This is a genomic window from Stenotrophomonas nitritireducens (assembly GCF_050984405.1).
GTDB lineage: Bacteria > Pseudomonadota > Gammaproteobacteria > Xanthomonadales > Xanthomonadaceae > Stenotrophomonas > Stenotrophomonas nitritireducens_B.
Genome location: NZ_CP158790.1, coordinates 435,815 through 452,763, shown reverse-complemented (window position 1 = coordinate 452,763; position 16,949 = coordinate 435,815). Strand labels below are relative to the sequence as shown.

Annotated in this window: 7 protein-coding genes; 1 reads left to right on the top strand and 6 read right to left on the bottom strand. The window is 70.3% G+C overall.

What is annotated here, in order from left to right; genetic code table 11:
• Positions 1-399 precede the first annotated feature (399 nt).
• A complete protein-coding gene (locus tag ABTV91_RS01990) occupies positions 400-6,414 on the top strand; it encodes a fibronectin type III domain-containing protein (RefSeq protein WP_433852974.1) in 6,015 nt (2,004 codons plus the stop codon).
• A 221-nt stretch (positions 6,415-6,635) separates the two neighbouring features.
• Here the strand turns inward: ABTV91_RS01990 and ABTV91_RS01985 are convergent, their stop codons facing one another.
• The 6 genes from ABTV91_RS01985 to ABTV91_RS01960 all read right to left on the bottom strand — a co-directional run bounded on the left by ABTV91_RS01985 (position 6,636) and on the right by ABTV91_RS01960 (position 16,924).
• Positions 6,636-9,422 carry a TonB-dependent receptor domain-containing protein gene (locus tag ABTV91_RS01985; protein ID WP_433852973.1) on the bottom strand — a complete coding sequence of 929 codons (2,787 nt, stop codon included), beginning with the start codon at positions 9,420-9,422 and terminating at the stop codon, positions 6,636-6,638.
• Between the two features lie 333 nt (positions 9,423-9,755).
• The gene (locus ABTV91_RS01980) at positions 9,756-10,592 is read right to left on the bottom strand and encodes an acid phosphatase (protein ID WP_433852972.1); all 837 of its coding nucleotides are present in this window, start codon (positions 10,590-10,592) and stop codon (positions 9,756-9,758) included.
• 8 nt (positions 10,593-10,600) lie between these two features.
• The gene (locus ABTV91_RS01975) at positions 10,601-11,557 is read right to left on the bottom strand and encodes a transaldolase (RefSeq protein ID WP_433852971.1); all 957 of its coding nucleotides are present in this window, start codon (positions 11,555-11,557) and stop codon (positions 10,601-10,603) included.
• Between the two features lie 13 nt (positions 11,558-11,570).
• Positions 11,571-12,764: a CaiB/BaiF CoA transferase family protein gene (locus ABTV91_RS01970; RefSeq protein WP_433852970.1), complete on the bottom strand. Its 1,194-nt coding sequence runs from the start codon at positions 12,762-12,764 to the stop codon at positions 11,571-11,573.
• A gap of 114 nt (positions 12,765-12,878) precedes the next feature.
• Positions 12,879-14,738 carry a glycoside hydrolase family 127 protein gene (locus ABTV91_RS01965; protein WP_433852969.1) on the bottom strand — a complete coding sequence of 620 codons (1,860 nt, stop codon included), beginning with the start codon at positions 14,736-14,738 and terminating at the stop codon, positions 12,879-12,881.
• On the bottom strand, positions 14,735-16,924 hold the full coding sequence (locus ABTV91_RS01960; RefSeq protein WP_433852968.1) for a formylglycine-generating enzyme family protein: 2,190 nt from the start codon (positions 16,922-16,924) through the stop codon (positions 14,735-14,737). The genes ABTV91_RS01965 and ABTV91_RS01960 overlap by 4 nt, the downstream gene beginning before the upstream one ends.
• Between the last annotated feature and the right edge of the window lie 25 nt (positions 16,925-16,949).

The following is a 16,949-nucleotide window of genomic DNA, read 5'->3' as shown; positions in this document are numbered from 1 at the left end:
CCAAGCCCCTCTCCCTCCGGGAGAGGGGTTGGGGTGAGGGCCTCCCCGGAAGAAGCAGGTCCCTCGGACCCGGCCGCCGTCCCCTCCAGCCGCCCGCGCGGGGCCTGGGCGGCGAACTAACCGCCCTCCCGGAACCCCCGAGGCTCCCTGCCCAAGATTCCGCTTCCGGGAACCCACCACGGACTGTTAGATTCGTCGCGCCTGCGAGAGCGGGCGTGAGCATTGCCGAAGATCCGCCAGACCGGGAGAGACGGGGGCGTGATTGGATCCGGCTGCTTTCTGCGGTAGGGGATTTGAAGGATTCATTCCGTGGGCGGGCCGCCGTTGGGCGGGCCGCCCCTTTGCGTACCACAGGGGACTGTCATGCCGGCCACTTTCATTCGTTTTCTGCTCGGGAAGATGCCCCGCGCGCTGCGCCTGGCGCCTTGGGCGCTGATGGCCGCGCTGGCATGGGCGACCGGTGCGGCGGCCGCCCCGATCCCCTCCGCCATGATGATCAACTTCGACTCTGCCGGCTTTGTCGAAAGCGCCGACCATGGTTCGAATGTCTACACCCAGGGTGACGTGAAGATCACCTACAGCGCGGCCAACTGGTTCCAGGATGTCGATGACGGCCAGTCCAGCAGTGCAGGCCTGTTCGCCGGGGCGTTCACCGGCGAGGAGACGGTCACCCTCGAGACCGCGTCCGGTAATGAGTTCCAGTTTACGAGCTTCTTCATCAATGCGTTCGGAGGCGGCTTTTCCCGGGTCGAAGGCTTTCGCGACGGGTCAAGCGTCGGCATCCAGACGACGGGGGCCGGCTTTGGGCAGGCCAATGGCGCCTTCATGGTGTCCTTGGACGCCAATTTCAACAACGTCGACAAGGTCGTCATAACTTCGAATTCGGGTGGTTTCTACGACGTTTTCGACAGCTTCGTCCTCAATCCACCGCCCGACACCACGCCGCCGACGGTGACCAACGTAACCTCGGGCACCGCCAACGGCACGTACAAGGTGGGCGATGTCATCAGTGTCCAAGTCGGTTTCAGCGAGACCGTGTGGGTCGCCGGCACGCCGCAGCTGACCCTGGAAACCGGCACGACCGACCGCGTCATCAACTACACCAGCGGTTCCAACAGCAGCACCCTGACCTTCAACTACACCGTGCAGGCCGGCGATACCAGCGCCGACCTGGACTACGTGGCCACCAGTGCCCTGGCCCTCAACAGTGGCACCATCAAGGACATGGCGGGCAACAACGCGGTCCTGACGCTGCCGTCGCCCGGTGCGGCCGGTTCGCTGGGCGCCAACAAGAACCTCGTCATTGACGGCGTGGTGCCCGCGGTCAGCTCGGTCACGTCCAGTACCGCCAACGGCCTCTACAGGGCCGGCGACGTCATTTCGGTCCAGGTCAATTTCAGCGAGGCGGTGACAGTCACCGGCACCCCGCAGTTGACCCTGGAAACCGGCGCGACCGACCGCACCATCAACTACGCCAGTGGCAGCGGCACCAGTGCACTGACCTTCAATTACACGGTGCAGTCCGGCGAGACCAGCGCCGACCTGGATTACGTTTCCAGCGCCGCGCTGGCCCTCAACGGCGGCACCATCAAGGACGCGGCCGGCAACACTGCCACCCTGACCCTGCCCGCGCCGGGCGCGGCCAACTCGCTTGGCGCGAATAAGGCCTTGGTCATCGATGGCGCTGCGCCGGTGGTGAGCGCTATCGCGCCTGCCGGCGGCGCGGTCTCGACGGATACCTCGGTGAGCTTCACCGTCACCTTCAGCGAGCCGGTGAGCGGCGTGTCCACCGACGATTTCGCCTTGGGCACCACCGGTACCGCCGCAGGCACCATCACCAGCGTGTCCGGCAGCGGCAGCAGCTACACCATTGTCGTCGACGGCATCTCCGGCAATGGCACGCTGAAGGTCAACCTCAACGGTTCCACCAACATCGCCGACGGCGCCGGCAATGGCCCGCCGGCTTCGTTCACCGCCGGTACGACCCATACCGTGGCCATCCCCACCGCGCCGGGTGCGCCGACCATCGGCACGGTCACGGCCGGCAACGGGCAGGTAACGGTGTCCTTCACCGCACCGGTCAACAACGGCGGTTCGGCCATCACCGGGTATACGGTCACCTCCAATCCCGGCGGGATCACCGCCGGCGGCAACGGTTTCACCACCTCGCCGATCACGGTGATCGGCCTGACCAATGGCACGCCGTATACCTTCACGGTGACGGCGAGCAACGCGATCGGGACCAGCAGCGCATCGAGCGCCAGCGGCAGCGCCACGCCCAAGGCCGACCAGACCATCACCTTCGCCCAGCCCCCTTCGCAGAACTTCGGTACGTCGCCGACGTTGCCGGCCACTTCCACCTCCGGGCTGACGGTGACGTTCTCCTCGTCGACCACCGGGGTGTGCACCATCACCTCCGGCGGCGCGCTGACCTTCGTCACCGCCGGTTCCTGCACCATCGACGCCGACCAGGCCGGCGATGGTTCCACCAATGCGGCGACGACGGTGTCGCGGACCTTCACCGTCAACGCCATCGCCCCGGATGCGCCGACCATCGGCACGGCCACGGCCGGCAATGCCGACGCGACCGTGACCTTCACCGCGCCGGCCAGCAACGGCGGTGCGGCGATCAGCGGGTACACGGTGACCTCCAACCCGGGGGGGCTCACCGGCACCGGTGCCGGCTCGCCGATCACGGTGACCGGCCTGACCAACGGGGTGAGCTACACCTTCACCGTGACCGCGACCAACACGGCCTCGCTCACCGGCGCGGCCTCGGCCGCCTCCAATGCAATCACGCCTGCCTCGCCGCAGACCATCACCTTCGCCAATCCCGGGACGCAGGCCTTCGGCACCACGCCGAACCTGTCGATCCTGGGCGGCGGCGCCTCGGCCACGTCCGGATTGCCGGTGACGTTCACCTCGTCCACCACCGGCGTGTGCACCGTCACCACCGGCGGCCTGCTGACGTTCATCAGCGCCGGTACCTGCACCATCAATGCCGACCAGGCCGGCGACAGCAGCTTCCTGCCGGCATCCCAGGTCTCCCGTTCGTTCACGGTGAATCCGGTCGCGCCCGATGCGCCCACCACGGTGGTCGCCACGGCGGGCGACACCCAGGCCAGCGTGGCGTTCGTGGCGCCGGTCAACGCCGGCGGCTCGACCATCACCGGCTACACGGTGATCACCACTCCCGCCGACGTCGGGCCGGTCAACGGCGCGTCCTCGCCGATCGTGGTCACGGGCCTGACCAACGGACAGCCCTATACCTTCACGGTGACGGCCGAGAACGTTGCCGGCAGCGGCCCCTTGTCGGTGGCGTCCAACAGCGTCACCCCGGCGGCGACCCAGACGATCACCTTCAACAACCCCGGTCCGCAGGACTTCGGTACCGCCCCGGTCGTGACCGCGACCTCCGATTCCGGGTTGATGCCGACCTTCACCTCGTCCACGGTCGGAGTCTGCACGGTCACCCCGGGCGGCGCGTTGACCTTCGTCACCGCCGGCATCTGCACCATCAACGCCGACCAGGCCGGCAATGGCAGCTATCTGGCCGCGACCCAGGTCAGCCGCAGCTTTGCCGTCAACGCGGTGGTTCCGGGCGCGCCGGCCATCGGCACCGCCACGGTGACCGGCGCCGGTACGGTGGCGGTGGCTTTCACCGCCCCGGCCTCCAGCGGCGGCGCGGCCATCACCGGCTACACGGTGACGCCCAGCCCGGCAGTGGCCGGCGGTCCGTTCACCGGCCCCGGCTCGCCGATCACGGTCGGCGGACTGGACACCGGCACCAGCTACACCTTCACCGTGACCGCCACCAACAGCGTGGGCCCCGGCCCGTCGTCGGCCGCCTCCAACGCGATCACCACGGCGGTGACGCAGGTGATCACCTTCCCCGATCCCGGCGCGCAGGCGTTCGGCACCACGCCGACGCTGATGGCGTCGGTGGATTCGGGCCTGCCGCTGCGCTTCGAGGCGTCCACGCCGGCGGTGTGCGCGGTCACGGCCGATGGCGTGCTCAGTTTCGCCAGCGCCGGCACCTGCACGGTGACGGCGCACCAGGACGGCGACGCCAGTCACCAGGCCGCGTCGCTGACGCGCTCGTTCAGCGTCATCGCGACCGCGCCGACGACGCCGGTGCCGGGCGAGGTGACCGTGGTCGGTTCGGGCGAGGTGGAGGTGCACTTCACCCCGTCCGCCGCTACCGGCGAGACCATCACCTACACGGTCACCGCGCAGCCGGGCGCCATCACCGCCAGCGGCACGGGCTCGCCGATCACGGTGCGCGGACTGACCGACGGGGTGAGCTATACCTTCACCGTTGCCGCCTCCGGCCAGGCCGGCGGCAGCAGCGCGCCGTCGGCGCCGTCGGCGCCGGTGGTGCCGCAGGTACTGCAGACGGTGATCTTCGACGAGATCGGCACGCAGCGCTTCGACCAGGTACCGGTGCTGTCCGCGCGTGCCGATTCGGGCCTGCCGGTGACCTTCGCCTCGCAGACGCAGGACGTATGTACGGTCACGACCGAAGGCCAGCTGGCCTTCGTGCAGGCCGGCAGCTGCACCCTGGTGGTGGCGCAGGCCGGCGATGCCACCCATCGCCCGGCCTCGGCCACGCGCACGTTCCGGATCGAGCCGGTGCCGCCGGGCGTGCCGGCGATCCAGACGCTGACGCCGGTGGGTACCGGGCAGGTCAGCGTGGCGTTCACGCCGCCGGCGTTCACCGGCGGCGCCCGCATCGATGGTTACCGGGTCACCGCCACGCCGGAAGGCGCGGCGGCGCCGGCACTGCGTGCGATGAGCCTGCGCGCGGCCGGCACGCCGGGCGTGGTCACCGCCACCGGCAGCGGCTCGCCGATCGTTGTGCAGGGGCTGGTCGAGGGCGTGAGCTACGTGTTCACCGTGGCGGCCTACAACCTCGCCGGCGAAGGCGAGCCGGACAGCGCCACCGAACTGGTGGCCGCCCCGAACCTGGCCTGGATCGGCGACCTGCAGAAGATGTACGGCGAAGCCGATTTCGAGCTGCCGCTGCCGCAGAGCAACAGCCCCGGCGCGTTCACCTTCGCCAGCTCCAACCCGGCGGTGGCCACGGTCAACGGCCGCACCGTCACCCTGGTGGGCGAAGGCAGCACCACGCTGACCGCCACCCAGGCCGCCACCCCCAACTACCTCGCCGGCACGGTGACGCTGACGCTGGTGGTCAGCCCGCGTCCGGACCCGACCCTGGACGCCCAGGTCAGCGGCGGCCTGCAGGCCCAGGTCGATGCCAGCGTGCGCTTTGCCCAGGTGCAGGGCGACAACATCCGCGACCGCCTGCGGCAGGTGCGTTCGGGCCGCAATGCCAGCAACGTCAACCTCGCGCTGGCCTATGCCGGCAGCCAGGGCGTTCCGGGGCTGACGATGCCGGTGGGCCGCGTGGCCGAGGCGGCGCTGCCGTCGCTGCCGGAAGGCTGGGGCCTGTGGCTGGCCGGCACGGCAGCCTTCGGCAAGACCGGGCGCAACGGCCTGGCCGGCGGCGGCTTCGACTTCAACACCGGCGGCCTCACCCTGGGCGCGGACCGCGCCGTGGGCGAGCACGTGCTGCTGGGCGTGGCCGGCAGCTGGGGCCGGCAGGGCACCGACTTCGACGACACCCCGTCCAAGGTCGATGCCGACCAGCGCTCGCTGGCGGTGTACGGCCTGTGGCGCCTAGGCGAGCACCTGTTCGTGGACGGCCTGCTGGCCAGCGGCCGGCTGGATTTCGACCTGGTCCGCTGGAACGAACTGGCCAATGCCAGCGCCCACGCTACGCGCGCGGGCGACCAGTGGTTCGGCGCGCTGACCTTCGGCTACGAGCACCGCAGCACGTCGGGGCTGAGCCTGACCGGCTACGGCCGCTACGACGGCCACCGCGCCACGCTGGACGGCTACCGCGAGCGCGGGCTGGACGCCTATGACCTGGTCTATGGCCGGCAGCGGGTGGACAACAGCGCGCTGGCGGTGGGGCTGGAAGGCAGCCTGACCTTCCAGCGCGAGCGGCTGAGCTGGCGCCCGCACTGGCGCGTCGAGTACCGCGGCGCGCTGGAGAACCGCGGCGACGTGGCGGTGAACTACGTGCAGCGCCCGCGCGAGGCCGACTACGTGCTGGCCATGCGCAGCTACAACGACGACATGCTGTCCCTCGGCGCGGGCATGGACCTGCAGCTGGACAACGGCTGGCTGTTCTCGCTGCTGCTGGGCCGCGAGCAGGGCCGCAACGCGACGCGCAGCACCAGCATCGGGCTGCAGGTGCGTTACGGGCAGCAGGGCGGGCAGGGAGCGATGTACGGGGAGAACGGCGATGCATTCAACGCGGACATGACCGGCGATGCGCGCCGTCGCTGCCGCGGGCCGGCGCCGCGCTGCGCGGCGGGCAATGCACCGGGCGGCACCCGGCCCTGAGCCGCATCACCGCGCCGGCGATGGCCGGCGCGGTCCCAGGCGCGCGCGCGGCATGCGCCAACGCAGCGGGAGCCGCGTTGCCGCACCATGCCCTGCCGACCGGCACCGCGGCGGGGACACGATCCGACCCCCGCGTCCCGGCGCGGGGTCTCCCTGAAAGAAAACAGCCACCGTGACCGCGTCACGGTGGCTGTCGTGCCGGGCGATGCCCGGGTTGATGCTCAGAGCCGGTATTCGACCGTCACGAAGTACTCGGCGCCGGCGGGGTTGTACTTGCTGATGTCCGCGTACGGCCACCACTTCTCCGAGGCATGGCGCCAGGGCTTTTTGTCCAGCACGTTGACCACGGCCAGGTTGAAGGAGAGCGCGTCGGTGGCGCGGTAGCCCAGCGACAGGTTCACCGTGGTCCACGGCTTGAAGCGCTCGTACCCGTCGGCCCAGCGCACCGGCGAGGAGCCGAGCCGGTTGACGTGCACGTAGCTGGACACGCGCTTGTAGTCCCAGCCCAGGGTCATGTTGGAGCGGGTGCGGAACTCGTTGTTCCACTGCCGGTCGCGGATGTTCTCCACCTCGTCCTCGGGCAGGTAGCGGCTGAGCGTCTTGAGGATGTGGGTGTAGCCCACGCGCGCCGAGAAGCGGCCCCAGCGCTCGGTCGGCAGGCTCGAGTTCCAGGTCATGTCCACGCCGTCCTGGCGGTACATGCCGGTGTTGAACGGGCTGGTGATGACCGACAGCACGCTGTCGTTGCGGCCGCCGCGCTCCACGCGCGCCAGCATGGCCTGGCACTTGGGCGAGCCGGGGTCCACGTCCAGGCCCTGGGTGTCGTAGCCCAGCGCGCATTCGGCGGCGTAGCGCAGCACCGCGTCGGCGCCGATGACGCCGACCTGGTCGTTCAGTTCGACGCTGTACCAGTCCAGGCTGAAGGAGTGGTTGGCGCCGAGCTGCGCGACCAGGCCGATGGTGTCGCTGGAGCCCTTCTCCTCGCGCAGCGCCGGGTCGCCTTCGGAGTACTGGCGGATCGAACCGGTGCCGTATTCCTCGCCGCAGCCCTGCCAGCTCGCGCCGCGCGCCAGGCCTTCGCCTTCCACGCAGGCCAGGTAGTCCACGCCGCTGGTATAGGACGAACTGCGCTCGGCGAACATCACATGCATGTCCGGGGCGCGGAACGAGGTGGCGCGGGAGGCGCGCACCAGCAGCCAGTCCGACGGCCGCCAGCTCAGGCCGGCCTGCCAGGTGAAGGCGCCGCCGACATCGGACGCATCGTCGTAGTAGTCGTAGCGCGCGGCCAGCTTGGCGTCCCACTGGCCGAAGCCGGAGCCGGCGGCCAGCAGCGGCACCGAGAACTCCGTGCCCAGCGCGTAGTGGTTGCGCTTGCCCTGGCCGCGGATGCCGCTCCAGCCGTAGATCTCGCCGTCCACGGTGGGCTGGTCGGTGATGAAGCGGTAGCTGTCGCGGTTGGCCTCGGCCACGGCGGCGAAGGCCAGCGGCCCGGCCGGCAGCTCGAACAGCGCGCCGGACAGGTCGGCGGTGAAGGCCTGCGAGGTGGAGCGGCCGTCGCCGACCGAGGTGTACATCGCCTCGCGGAACTGCTCGGGCGTGAGCGCGCCGAAGAAGTCCAGCTCGCCGTTGGGCAGCAGGTTGCCGTCGAGCCGGTCCTTGCCGACCCGCACCCAGCGGCTGCCGGCCCACGGGAACGACCAGTCGCGGCCCTGCTGCCCGAACAGCAGCGAGAGCATGGCCTGGTCGTTGAAGCGGTCCACGCTGTCGCGGTAGCGGTAGCGGCCGTAGTTGTAGTTCAGGCTGTAGTCCAGCGAACCCACGGTGCCGCGGATGCCGGCGATCACCACGTCGTTGTCTTCCTTGAACGACTGGTTGCTGCCGGTGAACTCGGAATTGCGGAAGGTACGGTAGATGTGCCGCCACGCCGTGGCATCGGGCACCGGCGCCTGCATGTCCTCGACCACTTCGTAGTCCACCGCGAAGCCGTAGCGGTACAGGCCGGCGTCGGCGCGCGAGCGGGTGGACAACGCGGTGGCGTACAGCTCGTGCTCGCCGAGGCGGTGGCTGAGGTTGAGGAAGCCGAACAGGCGCTTGCGGCCGTTGCGCACCGTGTAGCTGTCGAAATCGTTGTCGCCGCAGTACTTCTCGCTGCCGTCGCCGGCCCAGCCGGGGCGCACCGCCTCGTAGCCCAGCGTGCCGCAGCGGTTGCCGATGTCGAGCAGGTCCCAGCCGGTCGTGCGGTCCCAGAACGACATCACCTGGGTCGGCTCGCGGTACTCCGGATCGGGCGAGCGGTCGGGCGAGGCGAACCAGCTGCGCTGGTCGCCGCGGATCGGCCAGCGCTTGTCCCATTCCAGCCCCGCGCTGATGCGGGTGTCGCCGAACTCGAAACCGGTGGTGAGCGTGGCGCGCTCGGAGCGGCCGCCGCCATGCACGGTATCGCCGTGGCGCCAGGCTACCGTGGTGCCCTCGATCCGGTCCTTGAGGATGACGTTGACCACGCCGGCCACCGCGTCCGAACCGTAGATGGCCGACGCGCCGCTGGTCAGGATCTCGACCCGGTCCACCGCCGAGGTCGGGATCATCGCCAGGTTGGTGACGTTGCCGCTGACCCCGCCCGACGGCTTGGGCAGCACCGGGATGCGGCGGCCGTTGAGCAGCACCAGCGTGTAGCCGGGGCCGAAACCGCGCAGGTTCAGCGCCTGCGCGTTGGCGTTGAAGTTGTTGGTGCTTTCCTCGCCGACGAAGATGCCGGTGTTCACCGACAGGTTCGACAGCGCGTCGTAGACGTTGGCGAAGCCCTGGTGCTCCAGGTCCTGCGCGGTGACCACCAGCACCGGGTCGATGCCTTCGATCTCGGTGCGCTTGATGCGCGAGCCGGTGACTTCCACCTTGTCCAGCGACGTGGTGCCGTCGGCGTCCTTCGCCTCCTGCGCCATCGTCCAGGATGGAAGCAGCGCCAGGGCGATGGCACTGGCGATGATGCTGTGTCTGCGTGAAACCCTCATATCCCCTCCCCGAAGTGTGTCGGCCGCGCACGCGCTGCGCGCGCCGCGGCAGCAAAGGACGCAATGGCGCCTCTGCCATGGTCTTGAGAGCGGGGTGCCTGCCGATAGCACGAAACGCGGGCGACCGATGCGGAACTCCGCATAACGGCCGAGGGGGATGGGAAGCCGGCGCTGCGTTGCCGATGGCCGCATCGACCGCCGGCGCAGGTGCGGGCGGCAATGCCGTCGCGGCATTGGGCGGGCAAAAAAAACGACCGGGCCATGACCGCCCGGCCGCGGCGATACCGGAGGAGGGGAGAGAGCGACCGGTAACGTAACGGGGGGATTGGTGGATCAGTACGCCGCGGCCGGCAGCGGCTGCGCCAGCGCCGCGTCGGCGGCGTCGCAGCCGGCCGGCGCCGCATCGGTGCGCGTACGCGCCGCGGCCAGTTCGGCGCGGGCGGCGTCCATGTCGATGCGGAACTGCGGGTCGGCATGCAGGCGCGCAACCACCGCCGAACCCATGAAACGCCCGGACAGCACGTCGCTGTGCCAGTGCACGTTGCACACCAGCCGGCTTTCGCCGTAGCTGCGGCCGCGGGCGAGGATGGCGTCGCTGCGGTCCGGCGCCAGCTCGGCCAGGATCAGCGCCCAGGCCCAGCCGATGGAGGTATGGCCGGACGGATACGAACCGTTCTCCGCCAGTCCGGCTTCCTTGTCCGGCGTGCAGGTGGGTTCACCGTTGGCGACGAACGGCCGCGTGCGGTTGTAACGGTGCTTGGCGGCATCGCTGACCACCGCCGCGTCGGTGCGGGTGCGGCGCAGCAGTCCATACAGGCGTGGCGTGCCGGCTTCGTCGATGCGGGTGCCGATGGCGCAGGCGAAGATCGACGCGGCTTCGGGGAACTGCAGGTTGGCGTCGGCGGTGGCTTGCCGCCAGCGCGGCGTGCCGCGCAGGGCGCGGGCCTGGTTGACCTGCTCGTCCAGCGCGAACGCGGCCGAGCCCGGCGCGGGCGGCGGTGGCAGCAGGGCGATGCTGTCCGGCAGCTGCTCCGTCTGCAGATAGCCGCGGGCGACGCCCGGGCGGATTTCGGGAACTTCATGGCGCGCTGCCGGGGTGGCGCAGGCGCTGGCCAGCAGGCACAGGCCGGCGGCGAACAGGAGCGGAAGCGGGGGGCGCGTCGGGGTCATGGCGGGCCTCAGGCGAGTCGGGCGGCGATGTTCTGCCGCAGGGTGAGCAGGTCACTGGCGAAGGCGTCGATGCCGGTGGCCAGCTTCTCGGTCGCCATCGGGTCGGCGGCCATGTCGGCGTCGAACGTCGCTTCATCGATCGCCGCGACGTTGACTGCCTCGGCCGGCTGCGGCGAGAGCTTGCGCGGCAGCTCGCCCATATCGGTGTCGAGCTTTTCCAGCAGGTCCGGCGAGATGGTCAGGCGGTCGCAGCCGGCCAGCGCCTCGATCTGCGCGGTCGAGCGGAACGAAGCGCCCATCACCACCGTCGGCGAACCGCGGCGCTTGAACTCGGCGTATACGCCGCGCACGAACTTCACGCCCGGGTCTTCGTCGATGCTGGCCGGCGCCTGGCCGTTGGCTACGTACCAGTCCAGGATGCGGCCGACGAACGGCGAGATCAGGAACGCGCCGGCTTCCGAGCAGGCCAGCGCCTGGGTCGGGTTGAAGATCAGGGTCAGGTTGCAGTCGATGCCCTCGGCCTGCAGCACGCGCGTGGCTTCCACGCCGGCCCAGGTGGCGGCGATCTTGATCAGCACCTTGTCGCGCGGCACGCCGGCCGCTTCGTACATGGCGATGAACTGGCGCGCCTTGGCAATGGTGGCGGCGGTGTCGTGGGCCTGGTCGGCATCGACCTCGGTGGAGACGCGGCCCGGCACCAGTTCGGCCAGCATCGTGCCCACGCCGATGGTCAGGCGGTCGACCACGGCCTTGGCGACCTCGGCGCGGTCGCCGGGTTGGGCGCGGCCCCATGCCAGCTCGCGCTCGATCAGCCCGGCGTAGACCGGCAGGTCGAGGGCCTTCTTCACCAGCGTCGGGTTGGTAGTGCAGTCGACGGGGCGCAGGCGCTTGATGGCGTCGTAATCGCCGGTGTCGGCGACGACGACGGACAGGTCACGCAGCTGGGCAAGCCTGGATCGGGTCATTGCGCGCTCCGGATCAGGGCGTGGCGCCGTCGTCGGCGACGCGGGCCAGGACCGTGGCGGTGTCCTGGTCGAACACCGGCGCGGCGAACGGCTGCGGGCCGGGCGTGCGGCCGAACACGATGGGGCGGGTGATGCCGCGGTAGCTGCCCAGCACCGGATGCGGCAGCGAGGCGATCATGTCGCCAGCCTGCACCTGCGGGTGCTCGAACATGTCCTCGACCTTGCGCGCGGCCGCGCACGGCACGTCCTCGCCGAACAGCGCTTCCCACTCCAGCGCGCCGCGCGCGGCCAGCGCGGCGTGCAGCCGCGCCAGCAGTTCGTCCGAATGCGCGGCGCGCTTGCGCACGGTGTCGTAGCGCGGGTCGGTGGCCAGTTCCGGCAGCCCGGTCTTCTCGCACAACGCCTGCCAGAAATGCGGCGTGTTGGCCGAGATGTAGAGCCAGCCGTCGGCGGTGGGGTGGATGCCGGTCACGCCGCCCGAGCGCATGTCGCGGCCCACCGCTTCCGGTTCGCCCTCGGCCCAGACCATGCGCGCCGACTGCATGGTCAGCGCGCTGCGCAGCAGCGACACGCCCACGTACTGGCCCTCGCCGCTGCGCTCGCGCTCGTACAGCGCCGAGGACACGCCCGCGGCCACCAGCGCGGCGGCGTAATAGTCCACCACCGAGCCATACAGGATTTCCGGCGCGCCGCCCGGCTTGCCCTGCATCGCGCACATGCCGGTCATGGTCTGCAGCACCTGGTCGTAGCCGGCCTTGTCGCGCAGCGGGCCGGTCTCGCCGTAGCCGGTGACCGCGCAGTACACCAGCCGCGGATTGAGCCGCTGCAGGCTGTCGAAGTCGATGCCCAGCCGCGCCGGCACGCCGGGGCGGAAGTTGTGCACCAGCACGTCGGCCTCGCGCACCAGCCGCATCAGCACCGCGCGCTGGTCCGGCTGCTTCAGGTCCAGCACCACGCCGCGCTTGGAGCGGTTGACGCCGAGGAAGGCGCGGCTTTCCGCTTCCAGCGTGGACGGGTACTTGCGCAGGTTGTCGCCGGCCGGCGGCTCCACCTTGATCACTTCCGCGCCCTGGTCGGCCAGCAGCGTGCAGCCGTAGGGACCGGCGATGTAGGCGCTCAGGTCGAGCACGCGCACGCCGCTGAGCGGGCCGGTGGCGCCGTCGCGGCGGGCGATGTCGAAGGGGGAGGGGCTGTGGCTTCCTGACATGGGGGGCACTCGATTCCTTGATTGCAGTTTCCTTCGCGTCGCCGGGAAGAAACATACCGTGCGGGTATTTTCAGCGAGGACCTAAAGCGGCGAATGGAGCGTGGGCTGGCGCCTTCACTCCACCGGCGCCAGCGACAGCCAGGTCAGCCGCCACGCGCCGTGCGCGCGCCCGCCGCAGCGGTAGTAGGGCTCGAACACCAGCGGCGCGCGGCATTCCAGCCGCATCGTCACCGGCGCGCCTTCGCCCTGGTCCTCGCCGACCTGCAGCCAGTTCGACGGATCGCCGGCCGGCAGCTTCACCGTCTCGTCGGTCCTGTAGCCGTCGATCAGCCCGGTGGCGTAGACCAGCGGGCCGTGGGTGAGGCCGACGTACTCCCAGCGCAATACTTCCTGCGCCACCGGCGAACCGTCCGGCGCGCGCGATTCCTGCACGTTGATGTTGGCCGCGCGCTGCAGCTGCGGCCGCATCGGCAGCGCCACGTTGACGATGTCGCCGGCCTGCCACAGCCGCAGCAGCTGCACGAAGCCGTCCGCGCCCGCCCGCACGGGCACGTCGACGCCGTTGACCTGGATGCGCGCGTCCTCGGCCCAGGCCGGGATGCGCAGGCCGATGCCGAAGGCGGCGGCGCGCTCCGGTGTCACCCGCAGCGTGACCTGGCCGTCGAACGGATAGCGCGTCTGCTGGCGCAGCGTCACCGCGCCGGCCTCGGCGTGCCGCAGGGTCGCCTGGCCGGGCCCGTACAGGTTCACCCGCAGGCTGCCGTCGGCGGCGGTGCCGTAGGCGATCTGCGGCAGTTCCTCCACCGCCATCGCGCCGGAGGATTTGCAGCAGCGCCAGTAGGTGGTGTGCACGCGCCGGCCGTTGGGGAAGGTGTAGTAGCACCAGTCCTCGCCGTCGGGCGCCATCGCCGCCAGCAGGTCGTTGTAGGCGCTGCGTTCCAGCTCGTCTGCGTAACGCGCATGGCCGGTGATCGCCAGCAGCTCGCGGTTGAGCTGCATCCACGCCAGCACCGAGCAGGTTTCCACGTAGGCCTGCGGGAAGAAGGTGCGCGGCGCGTTGAACACCTCGCGCGAGCGGTGCGCCACGCCGCCCCAGGGGCCGCCGCCGAGGGTGAGGTGCTGCTCGCGGATGTTGTGCCACAGGTTGTCGACGGCGACGCGGTAGTCGTCCTTGCCGGTGGCCTTGTACAGCTTGGCCAGGCCGACCAGGTTCCAGCACAGCTGGTAGGCCTTGCCGGTGGCGATGAAGGCCGCGTCCTCGCCGGCCAGCGCCTTGTCGAGCAGGGCCAGGCGCGGGTTGGCGTTGGCCTGCTGCAGGATCTTCTCGGCCAGGGCGAGGTAGCGCGGCTCGCCGGTGGCCAGGTACAGGTCGGCGGCCGGGTCCAGCAGCACCGTGGCCGACATGCCGTGGTGGTTGCCGAGCGTGGTGATGTCGATGCCCGACTCCAGCGCCTGCCAGCACAGGTCGGCGATGCGGCGCGCGGCCTGCAGGTAGCTGTCATCACCCAGCGCACGCCAGGTCTCCAGGAAGCCCAGGACCAGGTAGCTGTGCGTCCAGATGTCCCAGGTACGCAGCGCCGGCTCGCCGTTCCAGCTCTCCGGCCTGGGCGGCTGCGGCACGGTGAAGCGGCGGTCGGCGGCGTAGGTGCCCAGGTAGCCGTCGTCGTCCTGCTGGCCGACCAGCCAGTCGGCGACGCGGCGCAGGTTGGCTTCCAGCTGCGGCTGCCCGCCCTGCGCGACCGCGCGCGCGGTGGCCGACAGCCACTTGCCGGCGTGCTCGCCGTACCAGTCGCCTTCCTGGTTCTGCTGCTTGTGCGCCTGGCCGAAGATGCGGATCGACGGGCTGTCCTCGTCCACGATGAAGTGGCTCAGCCGGCCGCCGCGGTTGGCGGCGAGCATCTGCCCGAACAGGCCGTCGAGCCGCACCGCCGCCGGCGCGGCCAGCTGCTGGCCGCCGTGCAGGGCCGCGCTCATGCCGCGTCCACCACGCAGCGGAAGCCGAGCATGCCGCTGCGGTCCTTGGCCGGCGCCATCAGCAGGTACTTGCCGTGCTGGTCCAGGCGCCAGGCCTGCGGGAAATACCAGTGCGAGGTCTGCGGCAGGTAGCTGGAGCCACCGCGCAGGATCGCTGCGCGGGTGTGCTCGTCGACGAACTCGTCGGTCCACTGCCACACGTTGCCGACCAGGTCTTCCACGCCGAACGGGCTGGCGCCGCGCGGGTGCGCGTCCACATCGTCCGGCGGCAGGATGCGGCGGCCGCGGTTCACGCGCGGCACGCGGCTCGCGTCCCAGTCGTTGCCCCACGGGTACAGCCGGCCGTCGCCGCCCTGCGCGGCATACTGCCATTCCCATTCGTGCGGCAGGCGCTTGCCGGCCCAGGCGGCATAGGCGCGCGCGTCTTCCAGCGACACCCAGGTCACCGGCTTGTTGTCCCAGCCGGCACGCGGCGCGCCGTCCACCCAGTGGGCGAGGAAATTGATGTCGTCGGCCGGGCGGTAGCCGCTGGCGTCGATGAAGGCCTTGAACTGCGCGTTGGTGACCGGGTGGCGGTCGATGTGGAAGGCGGCCATCTGCATGCGCCGGCGATGGTGGCGGCGCGGGCAATCCTCCCACGGGTACTGCACGTCCTGGCCGGCCCAGTTGAAGCCTTCGATTTCCACGCCGCCGACGGCGAACACGAACTCGCCCGCGGGAACGGTGACCATGCCTTCCGGCGCGGTGGCCTGCGCGGGCGTGGCCGCGATCGCGCGCAACTGCTGCGGGGCCGCCTTCCAGGCGCCGGAATGGCTGTTGAGCGGCCGTTCGGCGCGGCGCGCAGCTTCGGCCATGAACGCGTCGAAGCCGTCCAGCGCCACGCCCGGCCGCGCGCTCAGCACCGCGCCGAAGCCGCGCGCTTCCATCGGCAGCTCGATCACCGCCACGCCGTCGCGCACCGCCGGCGCGAGCTCGGCGCCATGCCACACGTCGTAGTAGCGCGTGCCGTCCACGTGCGGCAGGCCGATCTGCTCGCCGTCCACCGCGTACTCGTTGCGGTTGATGAAGGTGTGCAGGCACAGGCCATCGACCGGGAATTTGCTGGCGAAGATGCCGCCCTGGTAGCAGACCTGGTAGGGCTCCCAGTCCATCGACACCACCAGCTGCGGGAACTGGCGGTAGATGGCGGCGATGCGGCGCAGGGTTTCGCCGTCGCGCGGCGTGAACGCGTTCCAGATGCCCCAGATGTTCTCCCACGCGTTGTAGCCGATGCCGTTGAAGAAGCAGTACTGCAGGTCGTGGTTGCGGTTGCGGCCCCAGCGGTTCTCGTAGTTGACCATGTGGCGCGGCTCCAGCCACTTCCACTTGGACACCGGCGGCACCGGGCCGTCCGGCGCCTTCTTGCCCCAGCTCTGCACGTTCCAGATCAGCTGTTCTTCCGAGCTGATGGTGGACTCGGGCTGCACCACCACCGGGTTGCCGCGGGCGTCGCAGGCGTCGAAGAACGCGCGCGGCACGCCGTTGAAGGTGTCGCCGTTGATGCCGTCGGCACCGGTGGCCTGGATGATCTCCGCCATGCCGTCCCAGTGCGTCACGCCCGGGTCGCGGGTGCCGTGGTCCCACGGTTTGGCCGGCAGGAATACGCGCACGCCGCGCTTCTGGAACGCCTGCACCGCGGCCTTCAGGCCGTCGATGCCGCCGGGCAGGGTGTGCGCCAGGTCGAACTGGTTGCGGTCGTCGATGCCGATGTTCGGATAGACGTACCAGATCAGCACCGAATCGATCCCGCCGAAGCGCGCGATCAGATCATCGAGATAGCGGTCCACCGTGTACCGCGCGCTGTCCACGTCGAAGAAGTAACGGTCCTCGACCATCATCTGCGCATGCACGAAGTTGCGCTGCGCCCATTGCAGTTCCGGGCGCCGGTAGTTGGCGTCGGTGTAGCCGATGCGCACCAGGTGCTCGCGGCGCCAGTCCTTCAGCTCGGTGAGCCAGTCGGCCGCGCTGGCGTTGGCATCGATCATCCAGCTGCCGATGTCGGCGAACGGCCAGGCCGGCGCCTTGCCCGGGGTGGGCAGGTAGCGGCCGGTGGTGACGTGCGAGAACTTGTATTCGGTGGTGATCGCCTCACGCCCGTGGTCGGCGGCTTCGTTGTCGTAATCGGGCGTGGTGTACGGCGTGGTCATGGCATTCATCCAACGGAACTGAAAG

What these genes read in the sequence shown, in the direction of transcription:
- ABTV91_RS01990 (WP_433852974.1), top strand. Translation starts at nt 400, where the DNA reads ATGCCCCGCGCGCTGCGCCTGGCGCCTTGGGCGCTGATGGCCGCGCTG.
- ABTV91_RS01965 (WP_433852969.1), bottom strand. Translation starts at nt 14,738, where the DNA reads ATGAGCGCGGCCCTGCACGGCGGCCAGCAGCTGGCCGCGCCGGCGGCG.
- ABTV91_RS01980 (WP_433852972.1), bottom strand. Translation starts at nt 10,592, where the DNA reads ATGACCCCGACGCGCCCCCCGCTTCCGCTCCTGTTCGCCGCCGGCCTG.
- ABTV91_RS01975 (WP_433852971.1), bottom strand. Translation starts at nt 11,557, where the DNA reads ATGACCCGATCCAGGCTTGCCCAGCTGCGTGACCTGTCCGTCGTCGTC.
- ABTV91_RS01985 (WP_433852973.1), bottom strand. Translation starts at nt 9,422, where the DNA reads ATGAGGGTTTCACGCAGACACAGCATCATCGCCAGTGCCATCGCCCTG.
- ABTV91_RS01960 (WP_433852968.1), bottom strand. Translation starts at nt 16,924, where the DNA reads ATGACCACGCCGTACACCACGCCCGATTACGACAACGAAGCCGCCGAC.
- ABTV91_RS01970 (WP_433852970.1), bottom strand. Translation starts at nt 12,764, where the DNA reads ATGTCAGGAAGCCACAGCCCCTCCCCCTTCGACATCGCCCGCCGCGAC.